This is a genomic window from Phaeodactylibacter sp. (assembly GCF_040219495.1).
Lineage (GTDB): Bacteria > Bacteroidota > Bacteroidia > Chitinophagales > Saprospiraceae > Phaeodactylibacter.
Map to the genome: position 1 here is coordinate 37175 of NZ_JAVJSK010000141.1, position 14066 is coordinate 51240.

The 14066-nt window shown below is 53.6% G+C and carries 10 protein-coding genes; 5 read left to right on the forward strand and 5 right to left on the reverse strand.

Features of this window, described 5'->3' with window-relative positions; all coding sequences use genetic code 11:
- Nucleotides 1–232: 232 nt before the first annotated feature.
- The 3 genes from RIC19_RS22855 to RIC19_RS22865 all read right to left on the reverse strand — a co-directional run bounded on the left by RIC19_RS22855 (nucleotide 233) and on the right by RIC19_RS22865 (nucleotide 7190).
- The gene (locus RIC19_RS22855) at nucleotides 233–4186 is read right to left on the reverse strand and encodes a LamG-like jellyroll fold domain-containing protein (RefSeq protein WP_350180707.1); all 3954 of its coding nucleotides are present in this window, start codon (nucleotides 4184–4186) and stop codon (nucleotides 233–235) included.
- A gap of 168 nt (nucleotides 4187–4354) precedes the next feature.
- Nucleotides 4355–6424 carry a PEP/pyruvate-binding domain-containing protein gene (locus tag RIC19_RS22860; protein WP_350180708.1) on the reverse strand — a complete coding sequence of 690 codons (2070 nt, stop codon included), beginning with the start codon at nucleotides 6422–6424 and terminating at the stop codon, nucleotides 4355–4357.
- Nucleotides 6411–7190, reverse strand: coding sequence for an alpha/beta fold hydrolase (locus RIC19_RS22865; protein ID WP_350180709.1), 780 nt, complete (start codon nucleotides 7188–7190; stop codon nucleotides 6411–6413). The genes RIC19_RS22860 and RIC19_RS22865 overlap by 14 nt, the downstream gene beginning before the upstream one ends.
- Nucleotides 7191–7265: 75 nt before the next feature.
- On the opposite strand from RIC19_RS22865, the gene RIC19_RS22870 reads away from it, so the two are divergent.
- Entirely contained in the window at nucleotides 7266–8375 is a 1110-nt protein-coding gene (locus RIC19_RS22870; RefSeq protein WP_350180710.1) for an App1 family protein phosphatidate phosphatase, read from the forward strand.
- Here the strand turns inward: RIC19_RS22870 and RIC19_RS22875 are convergent.
- Nucleotides 8372–9274, reverse strand: a complete 903-nt coding sequence (locus RIC19_RS22875) for a DMT family transporter (protein ID WP_350180711.1) — start codon at nucleotides 9272–9274, stop codon at nucleotides 8372–8374. The two genes, RIC19_RS22870 and RIC19_RS22875, sit on opposite strands and share 4 nt — an antisense overlap.
- Before the next feature lie 149 nt (nucleotides 9275–9423).
- Here RIC19_RS22875 and RIC19_RS22880 point away from each other — a divergent pair, with 149 nt between their 5' ends.
- Together RIC19_RS22880 and RIC19_RS22885 are read left to right on the forward strand one after the other, a co-directional pair.
- Nucleotides 9424–9891 carry a redoxin domain-containing protein gene (locus RIC19_RS22880; RefSeq protein ID WP_350180712.1) on the forward strand — a complete coding sequence of 156 codons (468 nt, stop codon included), beginning with the start codon at nucleotides 9424–9426 and terminating at the stop codon, nucleotides 9889–9891.
- Nucleotides 9892–9923: 32 nt separating this feature from the next.
- Nucleotides 9924–10226, forward strand: a complete 303-nt coding sequence (locus RIC19_RS22885) for an ATP-dependent Clp protease adaptor ClpS (protein WP_350180713.1) — start codon at nucleotides 9924–9926, stop codon at nucleotides 10224–10226.
- A 76-nt stretch (nucleotides 10227–10302) separates the two neighbouring features.
- Here RIC19_RS22885 and RIC19_RS22890 read toward each other — a convergent pair whose 3' ends face one another.
- Nucleotides 10303–12198 carry an amidophosphoribosyltransferase gene (locus RIC19_RS22890; RefSeq protein ID WP_350180714.1) on the reverse strand — a complete coding sequence of 632 codons (1896 nt, stop codon included), beginning with the start codon at nucleotides 12196–12198 and terminating at the stop codon, nucleotides 10303–10305.
- A 261-nt stretch (nucleotides 12199–12459) separates the two neighbouring features.
- Between RIC19_RS22890 and RIC19_RS22895 the strand changes: the two genes are divergently transcribed.
- Entirely contained in the window at nucleotides 12460–13305 is an 846-nt protein-coding gene (locus tag RIC19_RS22895; RefSeq protein ID WP_350180715.1) for an NINE protein, read from the forward strand.
- Between the two features lie 99 nt (nucleotides 13306–13404).
- Nucleotides 13405–14064 carry a CBS domain-containing protein gene (locus RIC19_RS22900; RefSeq protein ID WP_350180716.1) on the forward strand — a complete coding sequence of 220 codons (660 nt, stop codon included), beginning with the start codon at nucleotides 13405–13407 and terminating at the stop codon, nucleotides 14062–14064.
- Nucleotides 14065–14066 lie beyond the last annotated feature (2 nt).

Sequence of the window (14066 nt, forward strand, 5' to 3'; positions counted from 1 at the left end):
CAAAAAACCCTAACCCCTGATCTATACGAAACCTCCATTAATAAACTCCAATATTAACAATTAGTGTTTTTCATACTTTCCGGACTTGGGGGAAGCCTACTAAGCAGATTGATGTATATAGTCTGCCAACACGCTCTTATGAACCCTGACTTGGCAGACTATAAGTACCTGACCTTTCACGGTCCGGCACCGGTAGGAGTGTAGAGCCTGAAGAAACATTTGTTTATTCGCACTACTGCACAATTACGAGATTACCAGTGTACATTTTTTCAACCCCTATCAGGCGGTACGTATAAATGCCTGCGGGTAGATTTGGCTTCAGGGTGGTTTGGGCACTGGTTAGCGTTTGCTGTAAAAGTAGCTGCCCCTGGGTGTTGTATACGGAAAACTCGCCCGGGAGTTCCATCTGAGCCACAACTTCCAGCGGCTGCCCTTGCCTCAGCGGATTGGGATAGACCAATGCAGACTGACTGAAGGCCCCGGTCCATGTAGAGGTCAGCTCACCCTGAACGATTTGCAATTGTGCGCCATTTCCTTCCGCCCAGACTCCATCCAGCGGGAAGGTCAATGCCCCACTGACCGGCTCGGCTGCTGAGGCCACACCTGCCGCCGTCCATTCATCGGCTGCGGCATTGGCTTGCCGGGCCGCCAGCTCAAAAGCGCCGGGCTGTCCGGGGGCTTCATCGGGCAAAGTCAGGCCAGCAAGCGAAACCGTTGCGCCCGCCTCCTGCAAACTACCATCGCCGTAGATATTCATGACCCAGTACCCGCTGTCCGGCAGTACCGTTGCCCCTGCCATTACAGAAGCCGGTACATTCAGGCGGGTAGCCACTACCGTGGATGCCACCGGCAGGCCGGCCAGCAATTGCAGCTCGACGCCGGTTTCACTAAAAGTATAGCCGCCTGTATTTTGAACTTGCAGCTGATCGCTCCGCCCACCACCAGCGGGCACCAAAGAAACGGTACGGGCAGCCGCACCCGTTAGAAAAGCGTGGTTGACGCCAGCTTTATTCAGTATCACTCCTGCCGCTTCGTTGAATTGGTAATAGCCCACCAGTCCCGCTTCTTGTTCGGGGCGGGCGGTGAGGTGGCGGCTTAGCCGTATTTCGGTAGTCGACAGCGCCCGGTCGTAAAAGCGAACTTCATCCATTTGCCCTTTAAAACCCCGTTGCACCCAACCCCGGTAGCTGCCCAGGAAGAGTGCCGTATTCCGAAAATCCACCGCCTCGGGGGAAAAAGTGTGGGTAGCCGACTCGCCGTTCAGGTAGACCGTAATGCCGTCGGGTTTGACCACCAAAGCCACATGTGACCATTCACCGGCAGGCACAAAAAGACCACTGCTCCACCACCAGGCGCCACCCGGCCAATGGTAGCCCAGTTCCATATCTGGCCGGAAGTTGAGGCCCGCTGCCGGCCCGCTTTCTGTAATGGCAATACCGGTGTATTCCGCCTGTACGCCGTAGGGATGTATCCAGGCAGTGATAGTTAGTTCGGGTGCCGTGGCAGGCAGGGCATCAATAATCGCGTAATCGCCCCACTCCTGCGTTTCCATGCACAACCCGGGAATGCTATCTGCCCGGCAGGCTTCCACAGTGATTGGCGGCAGGGCACGCATGCCACTTTCGCCTGTACCATCGGTGATGCTGAGGGTGGCCGTATAGGCCCCGGGTGCTCCGAATACCACTTTGGGATTGTGGGATTGGGCATCGCTAATGTAGGTGGGTTCGGGCTCAAACGACCATGACCAGGAAGCGCCTTCGTGGCGGAGTACCGAGTAATCATCAAAGTAGAAGGTATCGCGCGAACAGCCAGCCTCCAGCTTATCTACCGTAGGCTGCACCATCAAACGGCTCGGAGTCACCAGCGGAGCTTCCCATGCACCATTACTGTAGGTGCCGACCCGGAGTTTACTATCCCGGTAGAAAGGCCGGAAAATATTGGTGTTCGTTCTCATCGGCAGGCCTTCATTGTAGAATGCCCAGTCCTCCATGGTTTCGTCACGGTAGAACACCGCTTTATCCGTACCGATATAGACCGTGCCATCCGTACCCGCCTGAAAGAGCATGGTATGAATGCGGTGCCCGTCCAGCAGCGGAGTGGTCCTGTTTTCCCAGGTCTGCCCGCCATCTGAAGAGTGGAAAACTTTGGCTCCGTCGTTGGCGTTGTGGGCGAAGTAAGCCCAAATCTCATTTTCATTTTCGGGGTTGAGCGCCAGTCCTCCGGCACGCTTAGAAGCCGGCCCGTCCGGAAAATTTAAAACCGCCCAGTTTTGCCCGCCATCTTGGGTACGCAGCAGGCGCGCGTCTGAGAAAGCAGTACGCTGATAGACGTACACGACTTCGGGGTTGCTCCGGCTGACTTCCAGCTGCATAACTGGCTGTCCATCATTGCCAAATTCAGCAATCAGGGTGTAGGAACGGCCGCCATCGGTTGTTTTCCAGAGTTTGTTCTCCCGCCCCAGATAGAAATGGTTGTAGCAATGAGGCAGAAACTCTATCTCGCTGGAGTGGGTCGAGAAGTAAGACTCCGTTGGATAGAGCTCCAGCTTTGGCGCCTGCAATACGGCGCCCGACAAGCTTTGTGGCACAATCTGCGAACTGATATCCGAAAAGTAAGCAATATTCCGCCCGCCCGGCTGCACATAGCCGGTCGGGGCTTCCGCTCCGCCTAACCGCAGGGACTGCCCTTGTTCAAATTCGGGGCGGATAGCCGTATTCCCATTGTGGTAACGCCCGCCTACTACCAAATCTTCATTCCAGGCACTACCAAAGCCCCAGAATTCAGACCCGGTAATACCGTACTTGCGGGACTCCACGGTCGCAAATTCATCATCAGTAAAGTCGATGCCGCCATCGGTGCCAAGCCATACCCCGTCCGGCCCAACCGTAATCTCCTGCATATCGGGGTGGATCCAGGTATTGCCCTGATAGCCGCCTATGACGTTGAAAGAGGCGCCAGCATCCGTAGACTTATACAAGCTGACCCCACCGGTGTAAACGATATCTTCATCGAAGGGCGAAATTGCGAGCACATAATCATAAAAGCCCTGATAAGGGCCTCCACCGCCCTCATTAATCATAATATTCTTGTGATTAGCCGGCCCACCGCTGTATTCATAAGGCCCTCCTACATGAGGGCCCTGCAGGCTCCAGGATTCCCCACTGTCCGTGCTTTTCCAGACCCCCAAACAGCCATCATCCCCCACCTTAGAGTTACCAATAAGGCCAGCAACCACCAAGTCAGGGTTGAGGTCAGATACAGCAATCTTTGCCCCGGCATCATTTATAAAAGGGCTACTCAGATCAGGTGCATACCAACCGTTTCCCTTGGTGGCCCAGCTTTGACCCCCATCTTCTGATTTTTCAAAAATGCAGCGGGGCTCGGTACCGTGGTTACGCACCAGATAGAGCACCTGTGGATCATCTGGCTTGAATTCGATATCATAAACCGAAGCGCTAACCAGATGTGACCAGTTGGCACCTCCATCTTCAGTCAGCCAGAGCCCGTCCACCCCTCCTACCAGAATCCGCTGCCCATCTGCCGGACTAACTGCAATGGCATTGATACCGAGCGAAGCCTGTGGCAAGTCGGCAGCATCCAGGAGGATTTCCCAGCTTTCACCCCCATTCGTTGTGCGGTAGAGGCGCTCCCAATCACCGGCATACACAACCGCTGCGTTGTTAGGGTCGATGCGGACGATGCGGACGTTGTTCATCATGGTATTGGCAGAGATATGCGACCAGGTTTGCCCGCTGTTGTCTGACCGGAATACGCCCCCACTTTCTGTGCCGCAATACAGTATGGAGGGGTTGGTATCCGCCTGATCGAGGGTATACACATTGACCTGCCAGGACACCTCAAACTGCCCCTCTCCCTGCGTGAAGGTCTCAAAAGGCCCAAGATTGCCCCAAACCCCGGTTTGCCGGTTGGCTGGTTTTTGCTGCAGCGCCCGGAGGTATGCCGATTCGGTCTGCTGCCGCTCCAATGCGGAAGGCCAGCGCACCGTACCGTCCGGCTGCACATAGGGCTCGACCTTTGGCCGCCAGTGCTTGTAGTTTTGCGTATGGGTGTTTTTTTCAAACGCCTGCACTTCGTAATAGGCGTGATAAGCGCTGTCTACCTGCCGGACATTGGGCTGAGGCGCATACATCAGCTGTGCCCAGTAGGGCGTATCTTCGGTAATCACCGGCACTGTTTTCAACCATTGCGGTTGCCCGGTCAGGGAGTTAGTTGCTGTGCACAACCATCCTAAAAGCAGAAAAAAAGCAGGGGGGAATCCAAGTAAGTAATTTCTATCCATAGTAAGGCAAGCTTCCATTTCCAGAAATATACGGCATCTGTGCCACTTTGTTCCCTACAACACAGTAATCGTGCCCTTTTGGCCATCAATTTCCACCCAATCACCGGTTTGGAGTGTTATGTGAGCCGGCAACTGCGTAATACTGGGCACTCCCGCCTCCCGCAGCATGATGGAGGCATGGGATAATAGCCCACCTACGTACGACACGACACCATCTACTTTTGAGAAATAAGGCACCCAGCCGGGGTCCAGGGCATCCGCAACCAGAATAATAGCAGCGAACGGAGGAGGAGCAACCGCACGCAGGTCGGCGGCAGTCACACGCCAGACTTGCCCTTTCACCTTACCGGGGCAGACCCCTACGCCATGCTGACGGTTTTCCTGGTCGGCAGACACATTGGAGAGCACCGTAATCGGCAATCGCCTGCCCTGCTGATTACAGAGGAAGGTATCCATATCCCATCCCACTGGCTTGGGGCCTTCCCAACCGGTAAAATCGTCTACTGGTACGCTACCCCTAAGATAAGACTGCAGCATCGCCTGTGTGTACTTCCAGGGCGTGAAGGGCAACTGCTCCTGTAATTCTTTTCTGAATTGCCAGAACAGCTTCATGGTCTCGTGCCGTATCCACTCCCGGGTATGAATTAAGTCAATGACAGGTTTAAACAGCCTGGACCACAGAGGCTGCCGCGCCTGTTGGGGAGCGCTTTTTTCTTCCCGCAAATAATCCACCCCCCTACGCAGTGCCTCCCAGTCTTCCGGGCTGTATTCCCAAAACCGGGGCTGCCCCAAATCGGATTCATAAAACCCACGGTGCCCGAATCGCTCCCGGAAAATAGCCGTAGGCAGCTCCCCCCGTTCCCACTGCCGAAAAGCCTCAAGGTAGTCCGTACTTGCGCTTTTCTGCTGAATGGCTGCTGCCAGGCGGTGTAAAAGCCCCAGGCGTTGCAGTATGCTCACCGGGCCAGACATAGCACCGGTCAGGATTTGCATATTCGTCACCAGGCCCACATAGAGTCCGGAAAAGGCAGTAGTCCACTGCTGAAAAGCGGCAGGAGCATCTAACGCCCAGAGGGGCTCCCGCTCGGCAATGCCTAAGCTGGTTTCCAGTGCGGCCTTTTTCTGCCAGGCCTGAATGCGCTGTCGGGCGCGCCGTTGCTGGTTTAGCACTTTAAAGAACACGGGCAGCTTGGCCAGGCAACGCCAGGGGCGCAGCCCTACCTGATAGAAGTCTTCTGCACCAACCGAACGGCAGACCAGTTGTGTAGGCAAACCCCAGTGGACCATGGTGTCGAGCAGGGCAGAAAGGTTGATCCAGGGCATACCACCAGCCGGACGGAGGAATGCCCGTGCAGGTAAGGTGGGGTCTAAATCCTGATAATAACCGAAAAGCGCCGTCCCTGCATCTGTGATTATATCGGTCATCAGCCTTGATGGCTCGGGAGGCAGGATTTCCTTATGGTTGGCGGAGGTCAGCACTTCTTCTGCTTCTTCAGGCGTGGTGATGGGCCGGGCCTGCAGGAGCCACAACTTACCATTGGCTACCGCAAATTCAATATCAAGGCCGTGCGTTGCCTCCATCTGACGGAGCAGCTGCCCGGCAGTATAGCTGAGCCGGATAAAGGCCTGCCTGAGGCGCTTTCCACCGGTTTGGGGGCCTTCCCAGAAGTTAAAAATCGTTGACCACCGGGCATCCCAGGCTGTAAAAAATGGCAACAACAGGGTTGAACCGCTGACTTGCCCACTCATCAGGGCATCTCCCAGCCCTTCGGTGTATTCCAGTTTCCAGCTCCCGTGCCGGAACGCAAAAAGCACGCCACTGTAATCCGGCTCTATCATTTCCTGCACAAGCACTGCAGTGCCATCCTTGGTGGGGTAGCTTTGAAAAACCGAACCGATGGCTACTGACAGGTCACCCTCCTGCACATTCAGCAGGGTGGCAAACTGCCCGGCCTGGCTTGACTGCCCGCCATCCTCGGTGAGGTAAGACGAGCGGACGGCCACCGGGAAGGACAGCCCCGAAGGTAACCGACCTGCCTGGAAGTCTGAATAAGTTACAGCTGTAAAAGCCGGCACCGGATACCCGAGCGACTGAAGCTGTCGAAGCTGGCTAAGCTTGCTCATGCAAAATGTAGGCTGTTAATTTTTCATAAAATCCGTTGGGGTCTTCCAGCATAGGGAAGTGGTCCCAACCCTGAACGATTTCAAAGGTAGCATTTGGGAAATCTTTTTGCCAGAGTTCCAGGTATTTGGAGGCCACCACGCGTTCTTTGCTGCCCCAGAGAAAGCTAAAGGCTTCTGCTTTTAGTTGCTCCTGCACCTGTCGGTACCAGTTTGGGGTGATCAGGTCAAAGAACACAGGAAAGGCGGCACACCGGGCGTAGTCGCTAAAAAACTGCTTGCGCACATGCTCCGGTATGCTTGCGGGCTGAAGGAAAAGCCGTTTTTCCCAAACCGGGCGCATAGGCGGCCAGGCAATAAGGGCCTGCATCGCTGTACGGATGAGCCTGGGCCGCATAAGCTTAGGAAAAAAGCGGTGCTCCAGGGAAGCGCCAATAATGCCATGCAGCAAAACCTGCTGTGGCTGCCAACCGGAGTGGCCGGGCAGTGCCCAGCCGCGGGCCGCCCATTCCAGTAGCAGGCTACCACCAATACCGTGGCCGTAAACGACCCATTGTGCATCTGCCAATGGTGCCACCTCCGCTTGCAGTGCCTGAATAAAGGGGGCCCACCCATCCGCTGTTTCCGGCAGAGGGCGGCCATCAAAGCCAGGCAATTCAGGTAAGTGTACCCGAAAAGGAACCGGTTCCTTTTCCCGCAGCAAGTTCAAAAAGGGCAAAAACCGGGTGCGCCCTCCACCGTTACCGTGCAACATCAATATATGTACCATAAGAAGGAGGAACCCGCAAAGGGGAAAATTGTTGGGGGTTTCGTATCTTACGGTTTACCAAAATCATTGCCTACTTTGAAGCGTTCCCTTTTACGAACCCTCAGACAGGTCGACCGCCTCTTCGTACGCCTTAGCAGGACGGTACAGGAATGGCTGGGCAAAGAACCTACCTGGCCGATACAGATCATGCCCTATCGTGGGTACGGGCGTACGGACTGGGTCAGTATTCGGGGCCGGGTCATTAAAGACCGCCGCATTATCAAGGATGAGGTCAACTCCACCTGGCGGGCCCTGATCAATAACTACAAGCGGTTCAACAGCCGGGAAATCATTGGTGCGACAATACGTATAGAGATAGGCGGCCACCCCTACATCCTTCAGACTGATGATGAAGGGTACTTTCTGCTGGAAGGCCCGCTGAAGCAACCCCTTGACCTCCCTGAGCTCGATTGGTACACTGCTCAGGTACATCTGGAGGAAACACCCAGACGAAAAACGAATGTACGCAGCTGGGTCCCGATGCTCATTCCGCACCCTGAGGCCTCCTTTGGCTTCATCAGCGATGTGGACGATACTATTCTAAAGACTGATGTCACCTCATTGCTCAAGTTGCGGGTATTGTACCATACCTTGCTCAAGACCGCAGCGCTGCGGCAGTCCTTTGGTAAAGCCGCAGCTTTTTTCCAGGCACTGCGATGTGGCGTAGGGCATCAACCCTGCAATCCGGTGTTCTACGTGTCCAACAGCCCCTGGAATTTATATGACCTGCTGGAAGAGTTTCTCTCGCTCAACAATTTGCCGGAAGGCCCGATCCTGCTGCGCGACTTCGGGCTGCCCTATCAGGACAATCCGGAAGGCTACCTCGGGCACAAGCATGGTAGTATCCTGCGCATTATCGATACGTACCCCGACCTCCCCTTTGTGCTTATTGGTGATAGCGGGGAAAATGACCCCTATATCTACGAAGCGGTAGCCAAAGCCCGCCCGGGCCGCATCCGTGCCATTTACATCCGGGATGTGCGCTCTCTGAGCCGGGCCAGGCGGATCAAGCGCTTTATTGAACGAACGGGCGTGGACATGAAACTCGTAGACAACTATCAGCAGGCCGCCAAAGATGCTGCAGCTCGCGGGCTGATCCAGGAAGCTTACTTCCAGCAGCTAACCCAATCTGGCAGCAAAAGCTAATTTTCCAACCCCCGCCTGCGCCGCCACCGCCGGATGAGCGGGTAACTGAAGACCGCCAGCAGGATTACCACGCCGCCGAGGTAGAAACCCGGTGTCAGTTCTTCATTTTCGCGCAGCAAAACCCAGGCGAGCAGTATGCCGTACACGGGTTCCAGATTGACGGTCAGGTTGGAGGCAAAAGCAGTCAGGTGGTTGAGTGCCCGCAGGGCAAGCACATAGGCCAGCGTGGTACAGAGCAAAGACAAAACCAGCAGGAGCCCCCAGTCCACCAGGGTAAGCGGCAGTATTTGGACGGGGGATTCCGAAAACAGGATATAGAAAGGCAGGACCAGGCATAAAAACAGCCACGCACTCCCCAGCTCCAGGAAAGTGATGCCCACTTCGTAGGATTGCCGGATGTATTTTTTGTTCAGGGTGGCAAAAAAGGCAGCCAGGAAGGCCGATGCCAGCCCTACGATAATACCCGTATTCATTGAGGCATCCGTACTGCCCACAATGAGCGCCATACCAGGGATAATGAGCAACCCGAGCAGCAGTTCGTACCAGCGCACCCGTTGCCGCATGACGACAGGCTCAATCAGGGAAGTGAAAAAAGAAGTGGTTGCCATACAAATGAGCGTGATGGAAGCATTTGAGAGCTTAATGGCGCCGTAAAAAGCCACCCAGTGCAGCGCCACCAATACCCCTATGCCCATGAACCGGAGGATTTGTGCCCGCGTAAAGGCTTTCATGACCCGCCCTACCCGGATCAGCAGCAGCAAGCTCCCACTCGTGATGAGTACCCGCCACCACACCATGACCAGGGCAGACAACTGTATGAGGTCTCCCAGAATGGCGGTGAACCCAAAAAGGAATACAGCGATGTGCAGCTCCAGATATGCCCTTTTTTCTTCATTCATGGCGTTCGATCGATTTTGCTGCAAAGCAACATAAAAATCCAGAGACCCGGTTTAGCACCTGCCGATAAAGTTAGCGGTTCTATAAACGGTCTGCGAATTTCGGTGTTAGACAATCACTATATTGTAATCAAACCAAAACTCAAACCAAAATGGCAGTAAAAGTTGGCGACAAAGCCCCGGCGTTTGCCCTGAATAATACCGCAAATGAGAAAATTGCCCTGAGCGACTATGAAGGTAAAAACCTCATTGTGCTCTTTTTCCCACTCGCCTTTACCAGCGTCTGCACCGAGGAACTGTGCACGATGCGCGACAACATGGCCGAATACCAAAAGCTCAATGCAGAGGTAGTGGCTATTTCTGTGGACTCCCCCTTCACACTGGGTAAGTTCAAGGGCGAGCAAAAACTCGACTTCCCCCTGCTTTCTGACTTCAACAAAGAGGCGTCCAATGCCTACGGGGCTATTTACGATGACTTCTTTGGTATGAAGGGCGTTTCCAAGCGTTCTGCCTTCGTAATAGACAAAGAAGGCGCGGTCCGCTATGCCGAAGTCCTTGATAATGCCGGAAATCTTCCTAATTTTGAGGCCATTAAGGAAACTTTGGGGCAGCTTAACTAGTTGGTCTCAATGAAGCAAGACTATATCAGCGTATGATCGATGAGTTATTCAGTACATCTGTAGAGGAAGTCGAGGAGGTTGTTGTCGAAGATGACTCAGGCATAGGGGAGAAAGCCCAGCTTATTGTCTACAACGATGATCACAATACCTTTGACTGGGTGATACAGTGCTTCATGGAAGTCCTGGACCACAGTAGCGAGCAGTCCGAACAGCTCGCTCTGATCATTCATTTCAAAGGCAAAGCGACGGTCAAAACCGCTCCCAAGGATGTATTGAAGCCCAAAAAGGATGCACTCATCGACCGCGGGCTTTCTGCCGTCATTGAGGAAGGCTGATAACTCTGGCAACAAACAAAAATCCCGGAATGCACCTGCATCCCGGGATTTTTTTTATTGATTGGACCGGTGGTAATTAATCGTACCCGCGCTCATCCCGGCCCTCCATAAAGTTGATAAAAGCCCGGTTGACCACCCGGTTGCCGCCGGGCGTGGGGTAGTTGCCCGAAAAATACCAGTCGCCGTTGTTGTTGGGGCAGGCTTCCTGCAAACCTTCAACCGTCTGATAAATGACTTTGATTTTCGGTTTTATGCCTTCGGGGGAAACAATCTCAGCAATTTTTTCCGAAACCGTCTCGTAGTCAAACTCATCGTAAAGCGCCTGTACTTCGTTCGTAATTTCTTCCTTGGGTCGGTGCTCCTGCACCTTACAACGCTCGTAGGCTTCCTGCAGCAAGTGTTCCTTGTCGTTTTCTTTGAGCAAGGCGACGAGCGCCCGGAAAGCCACGAATTCCTTCATCTTCGACATATCGATGCCGTAGCAGTCGGGGTACCGGATCTGCGGAGCAGAAGAAACGATCACAATTTTCTTTGGCCGCAGGCGGGAGGCGATCTGAATGATGCTATCGTGCAGGGTGGTACCGCGCACAATGGAGTCATCCAGCAATACGAGGGTGTCTTTATCATTTTTGACGATGCCGTAGGTCACGTCGTACACGTGGGCAACCATAGCTTCCCGGGAAGTCGTATCGGCAATAAAAGTCCGCTGCTTGGCATCCTTGACCACCAGCTTTTCCATGCGCGGCTTCATCGCCAGGATTTTCTCCAGCTTATCAGGTTTGAGCTCTTTGCCCTTTTTCAGGATTTTTTCCTTCTTGATTTCGTTGAGGCGGTCGGTGAGGCCCTCCATTAGGCCGTAGAAGGCGGTTTCTGCCGTATTGGGCACAAAGGAAAAGACGGTATGCTTGAAGTCGTAGTCCACTTCCTTCAATACCTTTTCGGTCAGCTGCTGGCCCAGTTGTTTACGCTCCAAATAGATATCACGGTCATTGCCCCGGGAGAAATAAATGCGCTCGAAGGAGCAGGCAGCCCGGTCCAGCGGGTCCATACAAGGCACCTCACTGATGCGGCCATCCTTTTTCACGATCAGGGCATGGCCACGTTTCAACTCATGGATTTGATCGACATGCCGGTTGAAGACCGTCTGAATGGCAGGCCGCTCTGAGGCGACCACTACGATTTCGTCGTCTTTATAGTAGAACGCAGGTCGGATGCCGGCTGGGTCGCGCAGTACAAAGGCATCCCCGTGGCCGATAAGCCCTGCCATGACGAAGCCGCCATCGAATTTCTTGCTGGCGCGGCGCAGCAGCCGCTGAATATCCAGGTTTTCGTAAATCAGTTCGTTTACTTCCTGATTGGAATAACCATCGGGCTTGTACCAGGTATGCAGGCGCTGCACTTCATCATCGAGGAAGTGGCCGATTTTTTCCAGTACGGTGACGGTATCCGATTTTTCCTTGGGGTACTGCCCCAGTTCTACCAATTCCTGGAAGAGCTCATCGACGTTAGTCAGGTTGAAGTTGCCGGCCACGAGGAGATTACGGGTAATCCAGTTGTTCTGCCGCAGGAAAGGGTGGCAGGTTTCCACGCCGTTGTTGCTGTGTGTACCGTAGCGGAGATGACCGAGCAGGAGCTCGCCGACGTAGGGTTTATTTTCCTTAAGCCACACGGGGTCATTGAGCTGTTCTGGTGTGAGGTCTTTAAAATGGCGGTGCACTTGTTGGAAGAGGTCATCCAGGTAATTGGATGCTACACTACGCTTGCGGCTGATGTACTTTCTGCCCGGCTGCACATCGAGCTTGATGGTAGCCATACCGGCACCGTCCTGCCCGCGGTTGCGCTGTTTTTGCAGCAGCAGTTGCAGTTGATTCAGGCCATAGAAGGCCGTACCGTACTTTTTATGGTAATAATCAAGCGGTTTGAGCAGGCGGATCATCGCTATCCCGCACTCGTGTTTGATCTGATCGCTCATGGCTGTGTGCCCTTTGTTTAGGAGGAAAAAGAAGTTGCCGCAAAGGTAGCGCCTTTTTGGCAATGGGTTTCATAAAGTCTGGAAACATCTTCATCGGAGAACAAGTTGCCCCCCGTAAGTCTGAAGTTCACACCGGTTCGTCCAAAGAAATGGCGCTACAAGCTGTAGCAACATAACTTCTGCCCAACTTTGTATGTTAAATAAATAATCATGATATTTCGAAGCACCTATCACAACGGTAGCGCACTTGCAATTTCAAGCATGAAGGAAAAGAACGTAGCAGGCATACTCGCATTATTTTTGGGCGGTCTTGGTGTTCACCGGTTTTACCTGGGCCAAACCGGGCTGGGTATTTTTTATCTGCTCTTTTTCTGGTTCCCGGTGATGTGGATTGTGGGGCTGATTGATGCCATTGCGTTTTTCTCTATGGACAATGAGAAGTTTGACCGCAAGTACAACCGGGAGTTCCTGTACCGGCAGGAACAGCAGCGCAGCTACGACTACCGCGATGACGAGGCGATGCGCCGCATGGAACGCTACGAGCGCCGGCGGGAGTCGCGGCGGGAGCGCAGCTATTACCGGCCCAAAAAACGTGGAGCGGCTCAGCGTGGCGCCCCACAGGCGAAGAAGCCAAACAACCCTTACAAAACGACTGGCGTACAGAAATTCAAAGACTACGACTACAGCGGCGCGATTGCCGATTTCAGAAAAGCATTAGAGATTGAGCCACGCGATATCGCCACGCATTTCAATATTGCCTGTGCGTACTCCATCAGCGAACAGCCGGAAGCGGCTTTCAAGCACTTGGATGCAGCGGTGCAATTCGGATTTACTGACTTCCAAAAAATCAAAGCGCACGACAAACTCGCCTACCTGCGCATACAGGACGAGTATGAGGCTTTTGCTCAAAATGGCTTCCGCCTGCCGGGCAACGAGGCAGCGTCCGCCACGCCTGCATCATCTAATAAACAGGCAATGCCCGCTGAAGAAGAAGTGGAAGACCACTCTCATCTCCTCGAACAGCTCAAGCAATTGGGCGAACTGCGGGAGAAAGGCCTGCTGACGGAAGAGGAGTTTGCTATGCAGAAAAAAAGACTGCTGGGGTAAACGCACCATGAATTTGTCACAATAAGTACAAATCACTCGTTCGGCTCAACAGGTTTCGCAAAATTGCGTTTTAACTTATGAAATAGAACGACAACAATCATGACGGCCCAACAGCTCATTTCAAACAGCATTATCCCCTTGCGGACCTCCGAGACCGGAGAAACGGCGTTAGGTCTCATGAATGAATTCTACGTCCGGCACCTGCCCATTGTGAATGACAAACAGCTCTTGGGACTGATTTCCGAAGAGGATATCCTGGAGCACGATGTACGCGAGCCAGTGGGCTCCTATCAGCTTTCGCTCCTGCGCCCCTACGTACATCACAATGACCACCTTTACGAAATACTGCGCCTGATCTCCGAGTACCGCCTTACCCTCATCCCGGTAGTAGATGAAGATGAAAACTATATCGGGCTGGTCACGATGGAAGATGTGCTGCAGTACTTTTCCCGGACCGCCCCTTTCTCTGAACCCGGTAGTATCATCGTGCTCGAAATAAGCCGCCGCGATTACCAGCTTTCACAGATTGCACAAATCGTGGAGTCTGAGAATGCCGCGATTCTCAGCTCTTTCATTACCACCAATTTGGACTCTACCCGGGTGGATGTCACGCTGAAGATCAACCGGCAGAACATTCAGAACATCCTGGCTACTTTCGAGCGCTACGAGTATGATATCAAAGCTTCTTTCAACGAAATCGAATACCTGGATACGTTGCGCGACCGTTATGACTCTTTGATGGCTTATTTGAATGTGTAAGG

What these genes read in the sequence shown, in the direction of transcription:
- RIC19_RS22880 (WP_350180712.1), top strand. Translation starts at nt 9,424, where the DNA reads ATGGCAGTAAAAGTTGGCGACAAAGCCCCGGCGTTTGCCCTGAATAAT.
- RIC19_RS22860 (WP_350180708.1), bottom strand. Translation starts at nt 6,424, where the DNA reads ATGAGCAAGCTTAGCCAGCTTCGACAGCTTCAGTCGCTCGGGTATCCG.
- RIC19_RS22875 (WP_350180711.1), bottom strand. Translation starts at nt 9,274, where the DNA reads ATGAATGAAGAAAAAAGGGCATATCTGGAGCTGCACATCGCTGTATTC.
- RIC19_RS22900 (WP_350180716.1), top strand. Translation starts at nt 13,405, where the DNA reads ATGACGGCCCAACAGCTCATTTCAAACAGCATTATCCCCTTGCGGACC.
- RIC19_RS22885 (WP_350180713.1), top strand. Translation starts at nt 9,924, where the DNA reads ATGATCGATGAGTTATTCAGTACATCTGTAGAGGAAGTCGAGGAGGTT.
- RIC19_RS22895 (WP_350180715.1), top strand. Translation starts at nt 12,460, where the DNA reads ATGAAGGAAAAGAACGTAGCAGGCATACTCGCATTATTTTTGGGCGGT.
- RIC19_RS22865 (WP_350180709.1), bottom strand. Translation starts at nt 7,190, where the DNA reads ATGGTACATATATTGATGTTGCACGGTAACGGTGGAGGGCGCACCCGG.
- RIC19_RS22890 (WP_350180714.1), bottom strand. Translation starts at nt 12,198, where the DNA reads ATGAGCGATCAGATCAAACACGAGTGCGGGATAGCGATGATCCGCCTG.